The organism is Kitasatospora sp. NPDC050463 (assembly GCF_040655255.1).
Lineage (GTDB): Bacteria > Actinomycetota > Actinomycetes > Streptomycetales > Streptomycetaceae > Kitasatospora.
Genome location: NZ_JBFAJO010000069.1, coordinates 15,055 through 37,493 on the forward strand (window position 1 = coordinate 15,055; position 22,439 = coordinate 37,493).

The window sequence follows — 22,439 nt, forward strand, 5'->3', positions numbered from 1 at the left end:
CAAACGGGGCGGCGCGCAGAGTGCTCACCTCACTACGCTCCGGTGCCCGGATCTCCGTACACCGACGCCGCGGCCGCCGCGACCACGCAAAACGGCGGCGGGGCCGCGTCCGAAGACACGACCCCGCCGCCGGCGCTCCGGCCCTGCGGTTGCTCAGCGCATCGAACCCGTGCGGAGCAGGGTGCGGATGACGCGCATCGCGACCGAGAGGCTGGACAGCTCGTAGTTGTCCGAACCCCTTATGTCGTCGAGCGTGCTCTTGGCGCGGTTCAGCAGGGTGGAATTGAGCTCCGCCCAGGCGGTGTACCGCTCCTCGGGGGTCGCGCCCTCGGGGCCGCAGGCCAGGATGTCGGCGGTCAGAGCCGCGTGGGCCGCGAAGAGGTCCTCGCGGATGGCGGCGCGGGCCATCGACGACCAGCGGTCGGTCCGCGGCAGCTCGATGATGCGGTCGAGCAGGTGGGTGATCTGCAGGCGGTCGGCCAGGTCGTAGTAGAGCTCGGCGACCTCGGCGACGTCCTTGCCGGACCGGTCCGCGACCTCGGTGATGTCCAGGGTCGGGAAGGTCGAGGACAGACCCGCGATCCGGCCGGCCAGCTCCTCGGGCACACCGGCCGCGGCGAGCTCGCCGTAGACCGACTCGAACCAGGCGAGGTCCTCGCCGCGCAGCGGCTTGGGCAGCGAACCCCAGACCTGGTTGACCCGGTCGTGGAAGAACTCGATGGTGCCCGCGATGTCGAGCGGCTGGCGGCGGTTGTTGAGCATCCACCGGGTGGCGCGCTCGACGAGCCGGCGCGAGTGCAGCCGCATCCTGGTCTGGGCGCCGGACGGGACCTGGTTGTCCAGGGCCTCGATCTCGGACCAGATCTGCTCCAGGCCGAAGACGGCCCGCGCGGCGGTGTGCGTCCGGGCGATCTCCTCGTACGTGGCGCCGGTCTCCTCCTTCAGCCGGAAGGCGAATGTGCAGCCACCGCGGTTGATCGTGTCGTTGACGATCAGCGTGGTGATGATCTCGCGGCGCAGCGCGTGGTTGTCGATCGCCTCGGCGAACCGCGCCCGCAGCGCGCTCGGGAAGTACTCGTACAGCGCGGTGCGGAAGAACGGGTCGTCGGGCAGCTCGGTGGCGAGCAGTTCGTCGGCCAGGGTGATCTTGGTGTAGGCGAGCAGCACCGACAGCTCGGGCTGCGAGAGGCCGCGGCCGTTCTGCTGGCGCTCGCGGATCTGCCGCTCGGTGGGCAGGAACTCCAGACCCCGGTCGAGCCGGCCGTCGCGCTCCAGGCGGTTGATCATCCGGGAGTGGACGTTGACCATGCTGGTCGCCTGGGCGACGGCGTTGGCCAGCACCACGTTCTGCGCGTAGTTGTTGCGCAGCACCAGGTGGCCGACCTCGTCGGTCATCTCGGCGAGCAGCTGGTTGCGCTGCTTGACCGTCATGTCGCCGTCGGCGACCACCTGGTTGAGCAGGATCTTGATGTTGACCTCGTGGTCCGAGGTGTCCACACCGGCCGAGTTGTCGATGGCGTCGGTGTTGATCCAGCCGCCGGCGCTCTGGGGACCGCCGGACGCGGCGTACTCGATGCGGCCGAGCTGGGTGCAGCCGAGGTTTCCGCCCTCGCCGACGACCCGCACCCGGAGCTGCTCGCCGTTGACCCGGATGGCGTCGTTGGCCTTGTCGCCGACCTCGGCGTTGGTCTCGGTCGAGGCCTTGACGTAGGTGCCGATGCCGCCGTTCCAGAACAGGTCGACCGGCGCCTGGAGGATCCGCTTCATCAGCTCGGCCGGGGTGAGCCGGCTCTCCTGGACGCCGAGCGCGGCCCGCACCTGCGAGGTCAGCTGGATCGACTTGGCGCTGCGCGGGAAGACGCCGCCGCCCGCCGAGATCAGCGACTTGTCGTAGTCGTCCCAGGAGCTGCGGGGCAGCTCGAAGAGGCGGCGGCGCTCGGCGTAGGAGGTGGCCGCGTCCGGGTTGGGGTCGAGGAAGATGTGCCGGTGGTCGAAGGCGGCGACCAGGCGGATGTGCTCGCTGAGCAGCATGCCGTTGCCGAAGACGTCGCCGGACATGTCGCCGATGCCGACGACGGTGAAGTCCTCGGACTGGGTGTCGTGGCCGAGCTCGCGGAAGTTGCGCTTGACCGACTCCCAGGCGCCGCGGGCCGTGATGCCCATGCCCTTGTGGTCGTAGCCGGCCGAGCCGCCGGAGGCGAAGGCGTCGCCCAGCCAGAAGCCGTACGACTCGGCGACGCCGTTGGCGATGTCGGAGAAGGTCGCGGTGCCCTTGTCCGCGGCGACGACCAGGTAGGTGTCGTCCTCGTCGTGGCGGACCACGTCGGCGGGGTGGACGACCTCGCCGCCCTTGAGGTTGTCGGTGATGTCCAGCAGCGCCGAGATGAACGTCTTGTAGGACGAGATGCCCTCCGCCAGCCAGGCGTCCCGGTCCACCGACGGGTCCGGCAGCTGCTTGGCGACGAAGCCGCCCTTGGCGCCGACCGGCACGATGACGGTGTTCTTCACCATCTGCGCCTTGACCAGGCCGAGGATCTCGGTACGGAAGTCCTCACGCCGGTCCGACCAGCGCAGACCGCCGCGGGCGACCTTGCCGAAGCGCAGGTGCACGCCCTCGACCTGCGGCGAGTACACCCAGATCTCGAACGCGGGGCGCGGGGCCGGCAGGTCGGGGATGGCCTGCGGGTCGAACTTCATCGACACGTAGGAGTGCCACGCGCCCGCTTCACCGGTGTGCTGGAAGAAGTTGGTGCGCAGGGTGGCCCTGATCAGGTGCAGGAAGGAGCGCAGGATGCGGTCCTCGTCCAGCGAGACGACCTCGTCCAGCGCGCCCGACAGCTCCTCCAGGATGCCCTCGGTCAGCTCGGCCGCGCCCAGCTGGTGGCTGGGGCTCAGCCGGGCCTCGAAGAGGTTGACCAGCAGCCGGGTGGTGTGGGTGTTGTTGCGGAGCGCGTCCTCCATGTAGTCCTGGGAGAACGTGGAGCCCGCCTGGCGCAGGTACTTGGCGTACGCGCGCAGCATCATCGCCTGGCGCCAGGTCAGCCCGGCGGTCAGCACCAGCTCGTTGAAGCCGTCGTTCTCGGCCTTGCCGGTCCAGGTGGCGGCGAAGGTCTCCTGGAAGCGGTCGCGCGCCTCGTCGGTCAGCTCGACGGCCTCGCGCAGCCGCAGGCCGAAGTCGTAGACCCAGGCGGTGGTGTGGTCCGAGCGGGTCAGCGCGTACGGGTGCTCGTCGAGCACCTCGACGCCCAGGCGCTGCAGGACCGGCAGGACCTCGGTGAGCGAGATCGGGCCGCCGACCCGGTAGATCTTGAACCGGCGCTCGTCGTCGGCCGCGCCGACCGGCTGGTACAGGTTCAGGCGGAAGTCGCCCTCGCCGTGCAGCGACTCGATCTGCTTGAGGTCGGCGACGGCGGTGCGCGCGGTGAAGTCGGCGCGGTAGCCGTCGGGGAAGGCGTTGCCGTACTTGCGGGACAGCTCGGCGGCCCGCTCCTCGCCCAGCTCCAGGTGCAGCTGGTCGTTGAAGCCGTCCATCCAGAACCGGGCGGCCTCGGCGAGCTTGCCCTCGATCCGCTCGATCTCGGCGTCGGTGAGGTGCGGAAGCTCACTGCCGGGGGTGACCCGGACGACGAAGTGCAGACGGGTCAGCACGGACTCCGTCGACCAGACCGTGTAGTCGATCGAGGCGCCGTTGAGCTCCTGCATCAGGATGTCCATCAGGCGCAACCGGATGCGGGTGGTGTAGCGGTCGCGCGGCAGGTAGACCAGGGCGGAGAAGTAGCGCCCGTACTCGTCCTGGCGCAGGAACAGCCGCAGCCGGCGGCGCTCCTGGAGGTAGAGCACGCTGGTGGCGATCTGGAGCAGTTCCTCGGCCGGGGTCTGGAAGATCTCGTCCCGGGGGAAGGTCTCCAGGATCTGCAGCAGGTCGCGACCGTCGTGGCTCTCGGTGGAGAAGCCGGAGCTGAGGATGACGTCCTGGACCTTGCGGCGGACCACCGGGATGCGGCTGACCGACTCGGTGTAGGCGGCGGCCGAGAACAGGCCGAGGAAGCGGCGCTCGCCGACGACCTCGCCGTTGGCGTCGAACTTCTTCACGCCGACGTAGTCGAGGTAGGCCGGGCGGTGCACGGTCGAGCGGCTGTTGGCCTTGGTGAGGACGAGCAGCTTCTTCTCGTGGGCCTTGGCGCGCACCGGCGCGGAGAGCCGGCCGAAGGCCTCGCTGACCGGGTGGTGGTCCTCGTCGTGGCTGAGCGGGTCGGAGCGCAGGATGCCCAGGCCGGTGCCGGCGACGGCCCGGAGGACCTCCTCGCCCTCGTGCTCCACCAGGTCGTACTCGCGGTAGCCGAGGAAGGTGAACTTGTCGTCGGCGAGCCAGCGCATCAGCTCCCAGGCCTCGCCGACCTCCTGCTCGGGCAGGTGGGCCGGCGGCTCCTCGGCGAGCTCGTCGGCCAGACGCAGCGCGGACTCGCGCATCTTCGTCCAGTCCTCGACGACCTCGCGGACGTCGCCCAGGACGCGGCGCAGGTCGGCCTCGATCGCGCGCAGGTCCTCGCGGTCGGTCTCACGGTCGATCTCGATGTGCATCCACGACTCGACGACGGCGTCGGCGGGCCACTCGGCGCCGGCGGCCTGGCTGCGGGCGCAGGCGTCGATGTCCAGGATCTCCAGCAGCTTGCCGGTGATGTCACGGCGGACGACCAGCTGGGGGTGGATCACGATGTGGATCGCGCGGTCCTGGCGGGACAGCTCGTTGGTGACCGAGTCGACCAGGAACGGCATGTCGTCGGTCACGACCTCGACCACGGTGTGGCCGCAGGACCAGCCGTTCTCCTCCACCGACGGGGTGTGCACCCGAACCTCGGCGGTGCCCTGCGGGCGCTTGAGGCCGAGGCGGTAGTGGGAGGCGGCCGCGCCGTACACGTCGACCGGGTCGCGGTCGACCAGGTCCTCGGCCGCGGTGTGGAGGTAGTAGTGGTGCAGGTACGCGGTCAGAGCGCCGTTGCTCAGACCCTCCCCCGGCGCCGCTCCCCCCACCTGGCTGTTCTCAGCGGCTGCTGCTGCCTTCGTGAGCAGTTCGGCCTTGGCTGCGTCCAGCTTGGTCTGCATGACTTCTTGGCTCCTGTCGCGCGCCGTTGCGTGACTCGGTGGTGTGTGGTCTCACCGCCGGGTCAAGCGCAATCCTGCCGCACCAACCGGCTGAAAGGTCTCCATGGCGCGCATGAAATACCTCCGCAGCGGGTAGGACGAGACGTTCGGCCTGCAGCCACCCGACGACGCCAGCCAGCCTAACGGGAGGATTCGAAGGTGTCAGGGGACAGGGAGGCGCAATCCTCCAGGAAGATCCCTCCGTCCTGGACACCTTGTCCAATCCGACCCGCCGTGTTCGCCATCAGCCCATATGCGGGTGAACATACGTGGTCGGCGGGACGAAGGTCTCCTTGATCGACCGGGCCGAGGTCCAGCGCAGCAGGTTCTGCGCGGCGCCGGCCTTGTCGTTGGTGCCCGAGGCCCGGCCGCCGCCGAAGGGCTGCTGGCCGACCACCGCGCCGGTCGGCTTGTCGTTGATGTAGAAGTTGCCCGCCGTGAAGCGCAGCTCCTCCACCGCCTGCGCGATGGCGTAGCGGTCCTGTGCGATCACCGCACCGGTGAGGCCGTACGGCGCGCCCGAGTCGACCCGGCCGAGCACGTCCTCCCAGCGGGAGTCCTCGTAGACGTGGACGGCCAGGATCGGGCCGAAGTACTCGGTGCGGAAGATCTCGCCCCGGTGGTCGGAGGAGACCAGCACGGTCGGACGGACGAACCAGCCGATCGCGTCGTCGTACTGGCCGCCGGCCGCCAGCTCCACCGTCGGGTCGCCCTTGGCCCGCTCGATCGCGTCGCGGTTCCGCTCGAAGGCCCGCCGGTCGATCAGCGCGCCCATGAAGTTGGACAGGTCGGTGACGTCGCCGACGGCCAGCGCGTCCATCTCGGCCAGGAAGTCGTCCTTGATCGCCTGCCAGAGGCTGCGCGGCAGGTAGGCGCGGGAGAGCGCCGAGCACTTCTGCCCCTGGTACTCGAAGGCCCCGCGGACCAGTGCGGTCCTCAGGACCGCCGGGTCGGCCGAGCGGTGGGCGAGCAGGAAGTCCTTGCCGCCGGTCTCGCCGACGATCCGCGGGTGCGTCCGGTACCCGCCGATGTTGGCGCCCACGGTCTGCCAGAGCGACTGGAAGGTCGCGGTGGAGCCCGTGAAGTGCAGCCCCGCGAGGGCGGGGTCGGTGAGCGCCACCTGGGAGAGCTGCTGCCCGTCGCCGGTCACCATGTTGATCACCCCGGGCGGCAGGCCGGCCGCCTCCAGCAGGCGCATCAGGTAGTGCGCGGCGAGGGTCTGGGTGGGGGCCGGCTTCCAGACCACGGTGTTGCCCATCAGGGCGGGCGCGGTCGGCAGGTTGCCCGCGATGGCGGTGAAGTTGAACGGGGTGATCGCGTAGACGAACCCCTCCAGCGGGCGGTGGTCGGTGCGGTTCCACACCCCGGCCGAGGAGACCGGCTGGTCGGCCAGGATCTCGCGGCCGAACCGCACGTTGAACCGCCAGAAGTCGATCAGCTCGCAGGCCGAGTCGATCTCGGCCTGCTGGGCCGTCTTGGACTGGCCCAGCATGGTGGCCGCGTTGAGCGTCTCCCGCCAGGGCCCGGCCAGCAGGTCGGCGGCGCGCAGGAAGACCGCCGCCCGGTCGTCGAAGGACAGCCCGCGCCACTCGCGCCCGGCCGCCAGCGCCGCGTCCACCGCGGCCCGGGCGTCCTCCCGGGTGGCGTTCCCGAGCACGCCGAGCTTGGCCGCGTGGTGGTGCGGCTGGACGACGTCGATCCGCTCGCCGCCGCCGAACCGCTGCTCGCCGGCGATGGTCATCGGCAGCGGGATCTGCTCGGCCGCCAGCTCGTCCAGCCGGCGCACCAGCCGGGCCCGCTCCGGGCTGCCGGGCGCGTAGCCGTGCACCGGCTCGTTGCCCGGGGTCGGGACCTGGGTGACTGCGTCGATGGGCATGGCGGCTCCGCTCGTCGTGGTGGCCTGGCGTCAATCCAGACTGACGAGCGGCGGGCCGGTTCGCCCGCTCAGACACGCCACCGGTGGACGTGGTTCGCGCCACGCCCGCCCGGCCCGGCGCGGCGGCCCCGCCCGGCGGCGGGCGATGCCCGGGCCCGGCTCAGCCCGCTATTCGCCCGGCCAGCTCGACGGCCTCGGCCAGGCTGTCCACCACCGGGACGCCGACCGGCTCCAGCTTCTCCCGGGTGTGCGAGCCCCCGGTGTACAGCACCGCGTGCGCGCCCGCGCTCAGCGCCGCCAGCGCGTCGTCCGCGGCGTCGCCGATCAGCACCGTGCGGGCCGGGTCCACCTGCGCGCCGAGCGCGGCCAGGTGCCTGGTCAGGTGCTCCGCCTTCGGGCCGCCGGCCGGGCCGCTACGGCCGTCCACCCGGAGGAAGTGGCCGGTCAGGCCGAACCCCTCGACCACCGGCAGCAGCTTGTGGTGCTCGTACATCGACAGCAGCGACTGGCTGTGCCCGGCCTCGCGCCAGCGGCTCAGCAGGTCCAGCACCCCGGCGGTCAGCCCGCACGCCGTGCTCAGCTCCAGGTAGCGGACGTGGAAGGCGTCGTCGAGCCGCAGCCACTCGGCCTCGGAGGGCATCCGGCCGAGCAGCCGCTGGTAGAAGCGGGGAATCGGGATCTCGTACTGCTCGCGGTACTCCTGCATGGACATCGGCTCGATGCCGACGGTCGCGAACGCGGCGTTGCTCGCGCCGAGCACCGCCTCCATGTCGTGGAAGAGCGTGCCGTTCCAGTCCCAGACGATATGAGTGCGCACGCAGGGAACGGTAACCCCGGCCACCGACAGCCCGGTAGGACGGGGGTTCCCGACCGGCCCGGCGGCGCGCGTCGGCGCGCGTCGGCGCGCGTCGGCGCGCGTCGGCCCCGGTCAGGCCAGCAGGGCGGGGATCTCCTGGGTGGCGAACCAGAGCAGGTCGTGGTCCTCGGCGCCGTCCACGGTGAACTGGGCGTCCTGGTCGCCCTCGTCGGCCGCCGCGACGGCCGCGACCGCCGCCTCGACGTCCGCGACCACGTCCTGGTCGGCCACGTCCGCGTGCACCGCGGCCGCCTTCGCCAGCCGCACCGGCCCGGCCAGCACCACCCGGCCGAGCGAGGCCTGGTCCTGGTACTCGTCACCGGGGAACGGCCGCACCGCCGAGTCCGCGACGTCCAGCGCCACCACCACCCGGCGGCGCGGCGCGTCCGGGTCGACGGCCAGCAGCCGCAGCGAGGACTGCGCGGCCCGGTTCAGCGCCGCGTACTCCAGTTCCTCCAGGTCGTCACTGACGTACCACTCGCGCAGCGCGGGGGTCACGGCGTACGCCGCGGACTGCTCCAGGGCGCCGCCCGGGTGCGCCGCTGCCAGGCCGGTCAGGGTGGTGGGCACGTACACGCGCATCGGTGACACTCTCCGGTTCGTCCAGCGGCACAGCTTCCAGCGCCCCAAGAATAAGCGCCGGGGCGGCATCCGTGATCACGCGCTCACGCCCGCCCGCGCCCCCGCGCGCCGGGGTCGGGTCACCGCACGCCGTCCAGGGCCGCCCGGCTGGTCCGCAGCGCGCTCTCCAGCACGGCGCCACGGCGGGCCGGGTCCATCATGTTCGGGCCCATCACCGCCAGGTCCGCCAGGGTCGGCGCGAGCAGGTGCACCCGGACGCCGCTCGCCCGCAGCAGCCTGGTCTCGCGCAGCAGCTGCCGGGTCACCGCGCGTCGGTAGCGGCCGACCAACTGGGCGAGCACCCCGCGCGGGCGGTCCCGGGCGCGCCACTCGCGCAGCGCCGCCACGGTGCCGCGCCCGGGCTCGGCCCGCCCGCGCGGGTGCAGCCGCAGCGCCATCGGAGCGAGCACGTAGACCTCGTCCAGGCCGCGGCCGAGCATCAGGTCGACGTTGGTCGCCGACCAGCAGCCGCCGTCCACGTACGCCGAACCGTTCATCCGGACCGGGGCGAACCAGCCGGGGATCGCGCAGGAGGCCATCACCGCCTCGGCGACCGCGGCGGCCGGCGCGTCCGGATCGCCGAAGACCACCCGGTGACCGCCGCGGTAGTCCACCGCGGCCACCCGCAGGGGCGAGCCGTCCGGCCAGCCGCCCGGGCCCAGCAGGCCGCGCACCAGCTCGCCGACCGGCTCCAGCGAGCCGCGGCCGTGCGGTGCCATCGCCGACACCATGGTCAGCAGCGGGTACTCGCGCGGATGGCGGACGGCGTCCCGCAGCAGGCCCGGCGAGCCGATGCCGGCCCGCGGACGCGGGGGCAGCGCACCGCCGGCCGCCGTCTCGTAGTCGAAGGCCACCCCGGCCAGCGGCCCGGCCGTGATCGGCAGACCGCGCTGGTGGTCGCGGAGCTGGTCGGTACGGACGCCGCCGGCCAGCATCGCGGCGAGGATCGCGCCCGCCGACGTCCCGAGCAGCACCTCGGCGCCGCCCGGCCGCCAGCCGGCCGCCTCCTCGACGGCGCAGAGCGCGCCGACCGTCCAGGCCGCGCCCAGCATGCCGCCACCGCCCAGCACCAGTCCCCGCCGGGGCCGGGCGTCGGCGGGCGGCGCCGCCGACGCCCGTGTCCGCGCTGCCCATGTCGTCATGCCGACCGCCTGTCCTCGTCCGGGCTGGCGTCGTCCGTCCTCCGCGATTCCCGGTCCGGATCCGATCCTGCGCGCCGGGGGCCCGACGGCGCAACGTCGCGCCGGGCGGCCGCGCCACCCGTCCCGGTGACCCGGACCGTCCCCTTTCGGGCCTTCCCACCGGCCCCCGCACGTCAACCGGGCGCCCTCCGGGCGAGCCCGCCGGCCCTTGCCGCACTGGTCGGTTCACCCGGATAGGTGAGACCTCGGGCAGGCCCGCCGACGGGGCCGTACCTGCTTGCCGCCCCGCTCGGCGCCGGGCTACCAAGGACCATCCGCACCCGCACCAGCCGCCCCGGGAGGGCCCCGTGACCACCTGCCCGCTCCCCTCCGCTCCGCTCCCCGCCCACCAGCCCGCCCAGCAGCCCGCCGGGCCGGCCGGCAGCCGACCCGGCCGCCCCGGCCTGTCGGCGGCCCACCCGCTCCGCCCGCACGCCACCGCCCGGGCCGGCCACCACCCGCCCGGCGGCCGGCGCCCGCGCCACCCCCGGACGGCCTGCGCCGCCCCCGCCGGCCCGGGTCTCCACGCCGGGCTGAGCACCCGCTTCGCCCACCAGCTGGTCGAGGTGCTGACCGGCGCCCGGCCGTCCGGCCAGCTGATGCGCCACACCAGCCTGGACGGCTACGGCCAGCTCGCTTCGCTCGTCCGGATCGGCATCCTGCGGCGCGGCGGCGCCGCCGACCGGCCCCGGCTCGGGCCGGTGCACGACAGGTCACCCTCCCCCGACGCGATCGAGGCCTGCGTCCGGGTCGACCTCGGCAGCCGGCACCACATGGTGGCGTTCCGGCTGGAGCTGCGCGGGCAGGCCGGGCAGTGGCAGTGCACCGCCGTGGAGGCCCGGTGAATCCGCCCGGCACGATCGTCGCGCCGCGCCCGGCCGGCACCCCGCCGGGCGCCGCAGCGGGTACCACGGGGCTCCCGAGCGGGGCCGTGACGGACTCCGGCAACCGCCCCGCGGCGGTTGCCCCCGGCGGCGCCCACAGCGGCGCCACCGGGGCCGCACGGGCTCCGGGAGCCGCCTGGGCCACGGGGGTCACCCGAGCCACCGTCGCGGTGGCCGCCGGCACCGCTGAGACGGCGCAGGGCGCCACCCCCCTACGGGAGTGGCGCCCTGCGTGGCGGCGGACCGGGCCGGCCGGCCCCGCCTCAGCTCTTGCGGCGGCGGCCCTTGGCCGACTTCGCGGCCTTGCGGCGCTCGGCGCGGGTCAGCCCGTCGCCCTCGTCCTCCGCAGCGAGGTCCTCGAAGTCGCCCTCGACGACTCCGCCACCGACCTCGTCCGAGGGGGCCGTGTAGTGCAGCCGCTGCGGCTTGGGGGCCTCCAGGCCCTTGGCCTTGATCTCCGGGCGGGCGGCGTCCTTCTCCAGCTTGTCGAGCAGCACCTCGGCGTCCTCGACCGGCACCTCCTCGACCTGCTGCTCGACCTGGACCTCCAGGTTGAACAGGTAGCCGACGGACTCCTCCTTGATGCCCTCCATCATCGCGGTGAACATGTCGAAGCCCTCGCGCTGGTACTCGACCAGCGGGTCGCGCTGCGCCATGGCCCGCAGGCCGATGCCCTCCTGGAGGTAGTCCATCTCGTAGAGGTGCTCGCGCCAGCGGCGGTCCAGCACCGAGAGGACGACCCGGCGCTCCAGCTCGCGCATGATCTCCGCGCCGAGCTGGTCCTCGCGGGCGCCGTACTGCGCCTGGATGTCCTCCTGGATGACCTTGGTGAGGAACTCCGGGGTGAGCCCGGCGCTGCCGCCGGCCTCCTCCTCCAGCTCCTCCAGGTCCAGGGTGACGGGGTAGAGCTGCTTCAGCGCGGTCCAGAGCTTCTCGAGGTCCCAGTCGTCCTCGAAGCCCTCGCCGGTGGCCGCCTTGACGTACGCCTCGACGGTGTCGTCCATGAAGTGGCCGACCTGCTCCTGCAGGTCCTCGCCCTCCAGCACGCGACGGCGCTCGCCGTAGATGACCTCGCGCTGGCGGTTCAGCACCTCGTCGTACTTGAGGACGTTCTTGCGGATCTCGAAGTTCTGCTGCTCGACCTGGGTCTGCGCCGAGGCGATGGCGCGGGTGACCATCTTGGACTCGATCGGCACGTCCTCGGGCACGTTGGCCATCGAGAGCACGCGCTCGACCATGCCGGCCTTGAACAGGCGCATCAGGTCGTCGCCGAGCGACAGGTAGAAGCGGGACTCGCCCGGGTCGCCCTGACGGCCGGAGCGGCCGCGCAGCTGGTTGTCGATCCGGCGGGACTCGTGCCGCTCGGTGCCGAGGACGTAGAGGCCACCGGCCTCCTTGACCTCGTCCTGCTCCGCCTTCACGGACGCCTTGGCCTTCTCCAGCGCGGCCGGGAACGCCTCCTCGTACTCCTCCGGGGTGTCCACCGGGGTGATGCCGCGCTGGGCCAGCTCGGCCGCCGCGAGGTGGTCGGAGTTGCCGCCGAGCATGATGTCGGTACCACGACCGGCCATGTTGGTGGCGACGGTCACGGCGCCCTTGCGGCCCGCCTGCGCGACGATCTGCGCCTCGCGCTCGTGGTGCTTGGCGTTCAGCACCTCGTGCGGGATGCCGCGCTTGCGCAGCTCCTGCGACAGGTACTCGGACTTCTCCACCGACACGGTGCCGACCAGCACCGGCTGGCCCTTCTCGTGCTTCTCGGCGATGTCCTCGACCACGGCGGCGAACTTGGCCGGCTCGGACTTGTAGATCAGGTCGGGCTGGTCGATGCGCAGCGGCGACCTGTTGGTCGGGATGGGCACCACGCCGAGCTTGTAGATCTGGTGGAACTCGGCCGCCTCGGTGGTGCCGGTACCGGTCATGCCGGAGAGCTTGTCGTACAGGCGGAAGAAGTTCTGCAGGGTGATGGTGGCCAGCGTCTGGTTCTCGTTCTGGACCTCCACCCCCTCCTTGGCCTCGATCGCCTGGTGCATGCCCTCGTTGTAGCGGCGGCCGGCCAGGATGCGGCCGGTGTGCTCGTCGACGATCATGACCTCGCCGTTCATCACGACGTAGTCCTTGTCCCGCTTGTACAGCTCCTTGGCCTTGATGGCGTTGTTCAGGAAGCCGACCAGCGGGGTGTTCACCGACTCGTAGAGGTTGTCGATGCCGAGGTAGTCCTCGACCCGGGTGACACCCTCCTCCAGCACGCCGACGGTGCGCTTCTTCTCGTCGACCTCGTAGTCGCGCTCGATCTTCAGGCGCTGCACCAGCTTGGCGAAGTCGGCGTACCACTTGGTCGCCTGGTCCGCCGGACCGGAGATGATCAGGGGGGTGCGGGCCTCGTCGATGAGGATCGAGTCGACCTCGTCGACCACCGCGAAGTTGTGTCCGCGCTGGACGAGTTCGTCCTTCGACCAGGCCATGTTGTCGCGCAGGTAGTCGAAGCCGAACTCGTTGTTGGTGCCGTACGTGATGTCCATCGCGTACTGGCGCTTGCGCTCGGCGGGCGTCATGTTGCCCAGGATCACGCCGACTTCGAGGCCGAGGAAGCGGTGCACCCGGCCCATCCACTCCGAGTCGCGCTCGGCGAGGTAGTCGTTGACGGTGATCAGGTGCACGCCCTTGCCGGTCAACGCGTTGAGGTACGTGGGCAGGGTGCCGACCAGGGTCTTGCCCTCACCGGTGCGCATCTCGGCGACGTAGCCGAGGTGCAGCGCGGCGCCACCCATGATCTGGACGTCGTAGTGCCGCTGGCCGAGCACTCGCCGGGCGGCCTCGCGAACGGTCGCGAACGCCTCCGGGAGGATGTCGTCCAGGGACTCACCGTCGGCGATCCGCTGCTTGTACTCGTCGGTCAGCGCGCGCAGCTCGGCGTCGGTGAGGTTGACGAAGTCCTCTTCGATGGAGTTGACCTGGGCAGCAATCCGCTGCAGCTTGCGAAGGATCTTGCCTTCGCCGGCGCGCAGGATCTTGTCGAAGACGGACACTTGGGCGGGCTCCTTGCCTGTATTGGCACTGGACGACTGCACGACGGGTTTACCCCACCGCACGGGCCATCGTATGCGAGGAGTCCAACGCCCCGGGAGGTGCGTCAGCACGCTATTCCCGTGTCACCCCTGTGGGCACATGCCCGATAGCACCGTTCACCGGGGCAAAACGGTCAGCCGTCCGGGTAGTTGGGAGGCCGAGGGGATTATCAGGATGCCCGGTTTCCTTTCTGCACGGAATAATCCGCTCATGGCAGAGCAACCCGAGCCCCCCGGCACCCTCGTCACCGAGCGCCTGCTCCTGCGGCCGCCGCAGGAGTCCGACCTGGACGCGATCTTCGAAGCCTGCCAGGACGAGGAGATCCAGCGCTGGACGGTCGTCCCCAGCCCGTACCTGCGCAAGGACGCGGAGTACTTCGTCAACGACCTGGCCACCAACGGCCGGCGCACCGGTGACGCCCTCGTCTGGTGCGTGGTCGAGCGCTCCGGCGGGGCCCTGGTCGGCACCCAGGGGCTCGTCCGCACCCCCGGCCGGCCGGGTTGCGCCGAGATCGGCTGGTGGGCCACCAGGGAGTACCGCGGCCGCGGCTTCACCGTCGAGGCCGCCCGCGCGGTCGCCCGCCACGGGCTCACCGAGCTGGGCCTGCGCCGGCTGGAGTGGGTGGCCTACGTGGGCAACGAGGGGCCCCGCCGCCCCGCCCCCGCGACCGTCCCCGCCCGCAGCGGCGGCCGGGGACGGGGGCGTTGTCGGTGCCGCCCTCTACGCTCGCCGACATGACCGTCATGACTCCCGCCACGACCCTCGGCGCAGACGAGGCCCGCCGCATCGCCCTGCGGGCGCAGGGCCTGCTCGGCGCACCGGACCGCCGGGGCGGCGTGCGCGGGGTGCTGCGCCACCTCGGCGCCGTCCAGCTCGACACCATCTCGGTGCTGGCCCGCTCGCACGAGCTGGTCCCCTACGCGCGGCTCGGCGCCGTCGGCCGGCCCGCTGTCGAAGCGGCCTACTGGGGCGCCGGGGCGAGCTTCGAGTACTGGTCGCACGCGGCCTGCATCCTGCCGATCGAGGAGTGGCCGCTCTTCGCGTTCCGCCGCCGCCGCTACCGCGAGCGCGCCCACGTCTGGGGCATGCAGGTGGACGCCGCCACCTACCGGTCGGTGCTGGCCAAGCTGCGCGACGAGGGGCCGCTCACCTCGACCGGGCTGGGCGGCGCCAAGAAGACGGCCGACTGGTGGGACTGGTCCGACACCAAGATCGCGGTGGAGCGCGCGCTGGCCTTCGGCGACGTGGTCTGCACCGAGCGCCGGAGCTGGAAGCGGGTCTACGCGCTGGCCGAACAGGCCGTCCCCGCCGAGCTGTTCGAGCCGGAGCCGTCCGACGAGGACTGTCTGCGCACCCTGGTCGCGCAGGCCGGGGCCGCGCTCGGCGTGGCCACCCGGGCCGACCTACTGGACTACCACCGGCTGAAGGCCGAGCAGTTGGACTCGGTGCTCGCCGACTCCGGCCTGGTCCCGGTGGAGGTCGCGGGCTGGGGCCCGGCCGGCGCCCCCGCCGCGGCCTGGGCCGATCCGGCCGCACTCGCCACCGCGCCGCGCGGCCGGCACCGCACCACGCTGCTCTCCCCGTTCGACTCGCTGATCTGGGACCGCCCGCGCACCGAGCGGATCTTCGGCATGACGCACCGGCTGGAGGCGTACACCCCCAAGCACAAGCGGGTGCACGGCTACTTCGCGATGCCGCTGCTGGCCGGCGGGCGACTGGTGGGCCGGGTCGATCCGGCCCGGGAGGACAGGACGCTGGTGGCACGTCAGGTCTCGCTGGACTCCGCGCGGCACGTCGAGGCGCTGGCCACCGCCCTGCGCGAGGCGGCCGCCTGGGTGGGCTGCGACGGCGTCCGCGTGGAGGCCCTCGGCGACGAGGCCCTGCGCCCGGCGCTGGAGAAGCTGCTGGCCGACTGAGCCTCCGGGCGGGCCGCGGGCCCGTCACCCTATTTCGAGGATCTTCTCCCGCATCGCGTAGACCACGGCCTCCATCCGGGAGTGCAGTTGGAGCTTCTCCAGGATGTTGCGCACGTGGTTCTTCACGGTGTTCTCGCTGATGAACAGCTCCTTGGCGATCTCCCGGTTGTTCATCCCGGTGGCCACCAGTTTCAGCACCTCCAACTCCCGGTCGGTCAACCGGGGCGCGGGCACCAGGTCCCGGTCGTCGGAGCGACGCTGGATCATCGACTTGAACTCGGTGAGCAGCTTGGACGCCATCGACGGGCTGATCTGCGACTGACCGTCGGCGACCGCCCGGATCGCGGTGGCGACCTCGTCGGTGGAGATCTCCTTGAGCAGGTAGCCGGTGGCGCCCGCCTTGATCGCCTCGTAGAGGTCGGCTTCCTCGTCGCTTATCGTCAGCATGATGATCTTGGTGCTGGGCGCCACGTCCTTGATCGCCGTGCAGGCCTCGATCCCGCTGCGGCGAGGCATCCGAACATCCATCAGGATGATGTCGGGCAGCAGGTCGGCAGCCTTCAGCACGGCCTCCGCGCCGTCCCCCGCCTCGCCGACGACCGTGATGTCCTCCTCCTCGGCGAGCACGATCTCCAGGCCGCGGCGGAACAGCGCGTGGTCGTCCACCACCAGGACGCGGATCGGCTCCCTCCGGTGCGGGGCGTAGTCAAGGTCCTCCCCCGACCCCCTCGCCACCCCCCCGACCGGCCCCGCACCGGGCCCCAGCCCGAAGTGATCCCCCATCCGCTCCTCCCCCGTCGCCGGTCGTCGTCCGCCAATCATTCCACGCCCCGGACGTCCTCCGGTCACCCTCCGCCGCCGATTCCCCCGCATCGGGTGACCCCCCCGGGGCCCGGACCTGCCCGGACCAGGCCGGACCGGCCCGCCGAGGCCCCGCGACCGGCCCGGAACGCCGGTGACCCCGGCGGCAACGGCCGCCGGGGTCACCACTCCCACACTGCTCGGGCGATCAGTCCTCGTCGTCGGCTCCACCGATCGCGCCGCCGGCACCGCCACCCGGCCCGGCCGATCCGTCGGCCTTCAGGTGGATGACGCCGTAGTTGTAACCGTGCCGGCGGTAGACGACGCTCGGCAGGCCGCTGTCCTTCTCCACGAACAGGTAGAAGTCGTGGCCGACCAGTTCCATCTCGTAGAGCGCCTGGTCCAGCGCCATCGGGGCGGCCGGGTGGGTCTTCTCCCGGACCACCAGCGGGCCTTCGCCCTCCACTTCCAGGGATCCCATCATGGTCTTGCGGACGGCCCCGTTGGTCTCGCCCTCCGGCTGCGTCGTCTCGGGCAGCGCGGCCAGGGCCGCGGTCGCCTCGGCGACGCTGATCGGAGTGCGGCCGTTGCCGCCCTTGTGCACCCGGCGCCGGTCTGCGGACTTGCGCAGTTGCGCGTCGAGCTTCGCCGAAGCCAGGTCGAGCGCCGCGTACGGGTCACCGGCGGCGGCCTCGGCCCGGATCACCGGACCGCGGGTACGGAGAGTGATCTCCACCCGCTCGGACCGGTCGGCCTGACGCGGGTTGTGCTCCTTGGACACCTCGACGTCGAGGCTGATCACCTTGCCGTCGAACTTCTGGACCTTCTCCAGCTTCTCGGCCACGTGCTCGCGGAACCTCTTGGGCACCTCGGTCTTGCGGCCCTTGACGACGATGTCCACGCAGAACTCCGATCCCTCGTGCTGACGCCGATCCGGGTGCTACCGGATCGGGCTGAGACCCAGCCGGACCAGCCAATCCACTGCTAGCCCTCCGCCTCCGCCGCGAGCGACGGGAACGACTGGCCCTCACCTCACTTCCTCCCCACCAGGGACGGTTGAAACCCCCTGGAGCCTCATCGAACACCTCACACGGGGTTTTCGCCTCCCCAAACGGGAATACGGGGTGACCCGATGCCGTGGGCTGGCAGCCAAGCTGTTGCACCCTGTCTACCCTCTTAGGAGTGAAGCATGGGTAAATACCTGGACAACACCCCCCGTACGGCGCATCCTTTGCTCACTCTCCGTGCCTGTCGCCGCCAGGAGTAGCCGTGCCGCCCACACCGTTCCCCGCCCGCCCGCAGACCGCCCAGGGGCCGTTCGGCCACGCACTGGCCGGGCTGCTGGAGGTGCTGGAGGTACTGCTGCCGGCCCGCTGCGCCGGCTGCGGCGCCGACCGCACCCAGCTCTGCCCGGCCTGCCGGCACGCCCTGGCCACCGCCCGGGCCGGCCCCACCGCGCTGCCCTGGGTGCACGCCGCCGCTCCGTACGCCGACCCGGTCCGGCAGCTGCTGCTCGCCCACAAGGAGCGCGGCGCGCTGCGACTGGCCGGGCCGCTCGGCGAAGCACTCGCCCGGGCCGTGCGCTCCTCGCTCGGGCCGCGGGCCGGGCTGGCACCGCTGCTGCTGGTGCCGATGCCCTCCGCCCGCTCCGCCGTCCGGGCCCGCGGGCACGATCCGACGCTCCGGCTGGCCGGCGCGGCCGCCCGGTCGCTGCGCCGGGCCGGGGTGGACGCCCGGGCCGCCGCCCTGCTGCGGCACACCCGGCCGGTCGCGGATCAGGCCGGGCTCAGCGCCGTCGAGCGGCGGCGCAACCTGCACGGCGCGCTCACCGTCCTGCCGCGCGCGCACTGCAGGCTGACCGGCCGTCAGCCGGTCCTGGTGGACGATCTGGTGACCACCGGCGCCAGTCTCGCGGAGGCCGCCCGGGCGCTGGCCCGCGCCGGGCTCCCGCCGAAGGCGGCCGCGACGGTGGCGGCCGCCGTCCCGCACCGGCCCGCCGGTCCGGCCGGCCACCGCTCCGGAGGGACGCGCCCCTGGTAGGCCCGCCCCGATGGTCGGCCCCGCTCGGGCCACGGCCCGCGGGCCGGCCGGCTCAGCCCGGATACCGGCCGGCTCAGCCCGGATAGAGGAAGGAGGACGCCCGGAAGTTCAGGACGAGCTCCCGCCACTGGCTGTTGACCAGCCGGTAGATCTTCCCGTCGGCGGCCTGCCGGGCGAGCACCGGCGGGGCCTGGTCCATGGTGTCGGCACGCGACTCCGCCGCCTCCGCCGAGGCCATCCCCTCACCGCCCTGGGACGGGGCCTCACTGCTCTGCGAGCCGTCCGTGCTGATGTAGTGCAGCTGCTGCAGGCGGCCCTTCTCCTTGCCCAGCACCAGCAGCTGGTCGGCCTCCGCCCAGGACACCGAGGAGACCTCGGTGACCGCCGGGGCGACGCGGCGCAGCCCGGTGATCCGCGCGGTGGGCACGTCCTTGGTGCCGCCGTGCTCCACCAGACCGAGCCAGAGCGACTGCGCCCCGCGCTGGTCCCTGAACACCAGGGCGATCCGGACGCCGTCCGAGGAGATCTTGAGGTCCTGCAGGGCCTGCCCGTCGGGACCGTCGACCGGCACCGTGACCGGGGGCAGGTTGCCGCGCACCATCACCACCCGGCGGTTCTGCGGATCGCGGTCCACCAGCCAGAGGTCGCCGTGGCCGTCCCAGCTGGGCGAGGTCAGGCCGTCCTCGTCCTTCTGGCCCGACCGGACCGGGGTGGTGAGTACCGGCTCGGGCATGGTCTGCGCGCCGTCCGACAGCGACACCGTGTAGAGCAGGTGGCCCTTTCCGCCGATCGCCGCGGCCCGCTCGCCGTCGCGCGCGACCGCGATCGTGCCGAGCGGCTCCTTGCCGGTCGGCTGCGGCTTGCCGAGCGGGCCGCGCACCGCGGTGCCGTCACCCGTCTCCTGGGCCTCCACCAGGACGCCGTTGTCGGCCCGCTGGAAGAACTGCTTCTGGGAGGCCGCTCCGGCCAGCGCGCCGGGGCCGGTCCTGGACAGGTCGCCGCGGGTCGCCTGGCAGCCGGTGTTGCGGGGGCCCTTCAGGTCCAGCTTCTCCACCTGCCCCTTGCCCTGGTCGGCGAGGGTGTAGAAGAGCTGGGCGGCCATCCGCTTGCAGAGGATCGCGCCGCCGAGGTCCACGCCGGCGAGCACCACGTGGGCGGTGCGGGCCTCGTCGAGGCTCACCCGCTCGACGGCGGTGCCGGGCGGGAAGGCGGTCCGGGCCACCGGCGCCAGCCAGTCGGACGGACCGGCGACCACGGCCTTGGCGGCCGAGGTCACCGGGTCTATTCGGCGCCGCAGGTAGATCGGGTCGGCGATCAGGACCTCCGGGCTGCCGACGGCCGAGCCCCCGGGCGCGGACGGGTCGTCGGCCGCGTAGAAGAAGCGGTCGACCTGGCGGTAGCTGAGACGGAAGTTGGTCTCGTTCATGAGCACGCCGTCGGGCAGCGCGTCGATCCGCCACTCGCCGCTCTTCTTGTCCCGGACGAACGAGAACTGGAAGTCCACGTCCTTCTGCCCGTCCAGGAAGGTGTACGAGTGCTTGGCGTCCACCTCGGCGACGACCTTGCCGGACACCGGGGCCGCGAACGAGGTGTCGGCCTCGGCCACGGTCTGGGTGGCCAGCGAGGGGGTGGCGGAGAGCACCTGGATGCGCGCGTCGGGCTTCCACTTCGCCGCCGCCTCGTCCGTGAGGTACATCCGGGCGGTGTCGTAGCTCTCGTCCGCGGTGACGGCGTCCAGGAAGCCGGCCAGCAGATCGCGCGGCTTGGCGCCCTTCGGGGGCGCCATCGGAAAGACCCTCACCTGCAGGTTCTTGTCCACCGCGTCCTGTGCCAGCTCGACCTTGCCGACGCCGCCGGAGTCCGGCATCGCCGCGCAGCCGCCGGCCAGCAGGGTGCCCAGCACCACGCCGGCCACCGCGGCCAGCCGCGGCTCAGTCCTGCTGGTCCTTCGCACGCTGCGACCCCTCCGTGTCCGTCCCGGCCGTGCCGTGCACGGCCTCCGCCGTCCCCGCCGCACCCGGTTCCGCCGTCCGCTGGGCCACCGAGGGCCAGCCGGGCGTCGGGTCCACCATGACCTGGGCTCCGGTGGCACCGTACCCGGCGCCCACGGCCCGTACGTCCGAGGGGTCGGTCCGCGGCCCCTCGGGCAGCCGGCGGGCGCCCAGCCCCGGGCCGATGCTCAGCACACCACCGAGGCCGCTGCCGAACCCGCTGTCGCCGGAGCCCTCCGGGGTCTCCGGGACGGCCGCCTCCTCGGCGGCGGTCAGCGCGGTGGCGCCGCCCGGACGGATCGCCCGCCGGTAGGGCACCCCGTTGGAGCCGAGGCCCCGGTTGTTGCGCGAGTCCTCCGGCTCCAGCCGGAACGGTGCCCGGCTGATCTCGCCGCCGCGGGTGCGCGGCAGGGTGAGCCGGAAGTGCGAGCCGCCGCCGGGTTCGCCCCAGGCCTGCAGCCAGCCGCCGTGCAGGTGCGCGTCCTCGACCGCGATGGACAGGCCCAGGCCGGTACCGCCGGTGGTCCGCACGCGGGACGGGTCGGCCCGCCAGAAGCGGTGGAAGACCCGGGACGCCTCACCGGGCTTGAGTCCGATGCCGTAGTCGCGCACGCCGACCGCGACGGCGCCGTCCGCCGAGCCCAGCCGGACCACGACGTCCCGGCCCTCGCCGTGCTCCAGCGCGTTGACCACGAGGTTGCGCAGGATGCGCTCGATCCGGCGGGAGTCGACCTCCGCCAGCACCGGCTCGCCGTCGCCGCGGATCACCACGGCGCTGCCCTTGGCCTGGGCCAGCGGGTCGGCGGCCTCCACCACCCGGGTCACGATCTCGCGCAGGTCGACCGGCTCGGCGTCCAGGATCGCGGCGCCGGCGTCGAACCGGCTGATCTCCAGGAGGTCGGCGAGCAGCGACTCGAAGCGGTCCAGCTGACCCTGGAGCAGCTCGGCCGAGCGGGCCGCCATCGGGTCCAGGTCCTCGCGGCTGTCGTAGATCAGGTCCGCGGCCATCCGGACGGTGGTCAGCGGAGTGCGCAGCTCGTGCGAGACGTCCGAGACGAACCGCCGCTGCACCCGGGACAGCTCCTCCAGCTGGCGGATCTGTGCCTGCAGCGCGTTGGCCATCCGGTTGAAGGACTCGCCGAGGCGGGCGATGTCGTCCGTCCCGGTGACCTTCATCCGCTCTTCCAGGTGCCCTGCGGCCAGCCGCTCCGAGATCCCGGCGGCCATCCGGACCGGGGTGACCACCTGGCGCACGACCAACCAGGCGATCCCGCCCATCAGGATCACCACGAAGACGCCGGCGGTGGCGAGCGTCCCGGTGACCAGGCCGAGGGTGTCGGTCTCCTGGCCGAACGAGAAGACGTAGTACAGCTCGTAGGAGATGCCGTTGGGGCCGGTGAACTGCATGCCGATGGCCAGGCCGGGCTCGGTGTGTCCGCCGCTGTCGACGGACCGGTGGATCAGCGTCGGCTGGTCGAAGATCTGGCCGGGCTCCGCCGAGACCTTGGCCCGCAGGGTGTCGGGGATGCTGATCGGCGAGATGTCACCGGTGTAGCGCGGCCCGAGGCCGGCGGTCTCCGGCAGGACGGCCTTGCCGTCGCGCACCATGGCGATCACCGAGTAGACGTTCTGCCCGCTGGCCGCGAGGTCGCCGACCTGCCCGAGCAGCCAGGTGCCGGTGTCCTCGACGGTCTGGTCGGCGGCCGCGCCGACCTTGAGCCGCAGGTCCTTCGCCTCGTCGATCTTCTTCAGCTCGGTCTGGAAGCCGGCCCGGGCCTGGCTGCGCGCCGAGTCCTGCTTGGTCTCCAGCAGCCCGTTGCGCACCTGGGCCACCACCACCACGCCCAGCACCAGCACCACCACGACGGAGAGCATCAGGGTGGCCGCGACCACCCGCAGCTGGATGGAGCGGTGGTACAGCGCCGCCACCCGGCGCAGGGGCCGGCGCAGCTGACGGATCACGGGCGTGAGCAGCACGGCGGGCCCGCGTCGGTGGCGGCTCCGCGTGGTGGAACTCAGCACGTCCCCGCGCACCGCGGAGCCCCCGTCCGTCGCGGACTCCGAC

General features: G+C 72.6%; 14 protein-coding genes. 4 read left to right on the top strand and 10 right to left on the bottom strand.

All coding sequences use genetic code 11. From position 1 onward, the window contains the following. Positions 1–153 precede the first annotated feature (153 nt). From AB0J08_RS32100 to AB0J08_RS32120, 5 genes are all read right to left on the bottom strand, one after another. Positions 154–5,103: an NAD-glutamate dehydrogenase gene (locus AB0J08_RS32100; RefSeq protein WP_360641372.1), complete on the bottom strand. Its 4,950-nt coding sequence runs from the start codon at positions 5,101–5,103 to the stop codon at positions 154–156. 283 nt (positions 5,104–5,386) lie between these two features. Beyond that, positions 5,387–7,012 carry an L-glutamate gamma-semialdehyde dehydrogenase gene (pruA, locus tag AB0J08_RS32105; RefSeq protein WP_360641389.1) on the bottom strand — a complete coding sequence of 542 codons (1,626 nt, stop codon included), beginning with the start codon at positions 7,010–7,012 and terminating at the stop codon, positions 5,387–5,389. Positions 7,013–7,178: 166 nt separating this feature from the next. Continuing rightward, positions 7,179–7,835, bottom strand: coding sequence for an HAD family hydrolase (locus tag AB0J08_RS32110; RefSeq protein WP_360641373.1), 657 nt, complete (start codon positions 7,833–7,835; stop codon positions 7,179–7,181). Positions 7,836–7,946: 111 nt separating this feature from the next. Further along, positions 7,947–8,456: a hypothetical protein gene (locus AB0J08_RS32115; protein ID WP_360641374.1), complete on the bottom strand. Its 510-nt coding sequence runs from the start codon at positions 8,454–8,456 to the stop codon at positions 7,947–7,949. Positions 8,457–8,575: 119 nt separating this feature from the next. Further along, entirely contained in the window at positions 8,576–9,637 is a 1,062-nt protein-coding gene (locus tag AB0J08_RS32120; protein WP_360641375.1) for a patatin-like phospholipase family protein, read from the bottom strand. A 347-nt stretch (positions 9,638–9,984) separates the two neighbouring features. On the opposite strand from AB0J08_RS32120, the gene AB0J08_RS32125 reads away from it, so the two are divergent. Continuing rightward, positions 9,985–10,521 carry an Rv3235 family protein gene (locus tag AB0J08_RS32125; protein ID WP_360641376.1) on the top strand — a complete coding sequence of 179 codons (537 nt, stop codon included), beginning with the start codon at positions 9,985–9,987 and terminating at the stop codon, positions 10,519–10,521. 302 nt (positions 10,522–10,823) lie between these two features. Here the strand turns inward: AB0J08_RS32125 and secA are convergent, their stop codons facing one another. Further along, on the bottom strand, positions 10,824–13,586 hold the full coding sequence (secA, locus tag AB0J08_RS32130; RefSeq protein WP_360641377.1) for a preprotein translocase subunit SecA: 2,763 nt from the start codon (positions 13,584–13,586) through the stop codon (positions 10,824–10,826). 250 nt (positions 13,587–13,836) lie between these two features. On the opposite strand from secA, the gene AB0J08_RS32135 reads away from it, so the two are divergent. Further along, positions 13,837–14,364: a GNAT family N-acetyltransferase gene (locus AB0J08_RS32135; protein WP_360641378.1), complete on the top strand. Its 528-nt coding sequence runs from the start codon at positions 13,837–13,839 to the stop codon at positions 14,362–14,364. Continuing rightward, complete coding sequence (locus tag AB0J08_RS32140; RefSeq protein WP_360641379.1) at positions 14,361–15,542, top strand: crosslink repair DNA glycosylase YcaQ family protein; 1,182 nt, start codon at positions 14,361–14,363, stop codon at positions 15,540–15,542. Before AB0J08_RS32135 ends, AB0J08_RS32140 begins: the two co-directional genes overlap by 4 nt. 24 nt (positions 15,543–15,566) lie before the next feature. On the opposite strand, the gene AB0J08_RS32145 is transcribed toward AB0J08_RS32140, so the two are convergent. Then, positions 15,567–16,325 (bottom strand): response regulator transcription factor, encoded by a 759-nt coding sequence (locus tag AB0J08_RS32145; RefSeq protein ID WP_360641380.1) that lies wholly within the window; start codon positions 16,323–16,325, stop codon positions 15,567–15,569. A gap of 226 nt (positions 16,326–16,551) precedes the next feature. After that, positions 16,552–17,244, bottom strand: a complete 693-nt coding sequence (raiA, locus tag AB0J08_RS32150) for a ribosome-associated translation inhibitor RaiA (protein ID WP_360641381.1) — start codon at positions 17,242–17,244, stop codon at positions 16,552–16,554. A gap of 368 nt (positions 17,245–17,612) precedes the next feature. Here raiA and AB0J08_RS32155 point away from each other — a divergent pair, with 368 nt between their 5' ends. After that, on the top strand, positions 17,613–18,383 hold the full coding sequence (locus AB0J08_RS32155) for a ComF family protein (RefSeq protein WP_360641382.1): 771 nt from the start codon (positions 17,613–17,615) through the stop codon (positions 18,381–18,383). Positions 18,384–18,456: 73 nt separating this feature from the next. Here the strand turns inward: AB0J08_RS32155 and AB0J08_RS32160 are convergent, their stop codons facing one another. Beyond that, positions 18,457–20,337, bottom strand: coding sequence for an LpqB family beta-propeller domain-containing protein (locus tag AB0J08_RS32160; RefSeq protein ID WP_360641383.1), 1,881 nt, complete (start codon positions 20,335–20,337; stop codon positions 18,457–18,459). Continuing rightward, on the bottom strand, positions 20,315–22,351 hold the full coding sequence (gene mtrB / locus AB0J08_RS32165; RefSeq protein WP_360641390.1) for an MtrAB system histidine kinase MtrB: 2,037 nt from the start codon (positions 22,349–22,351) through the stop codon (positions 20,315–20,317). Before mtrB ends, AB0J08_RS32160 begins: the two co-directional genes overlap by 23 nt. Between the last annotated feature and the right edge of the window lie 88 nt (positions 22,352–22,439).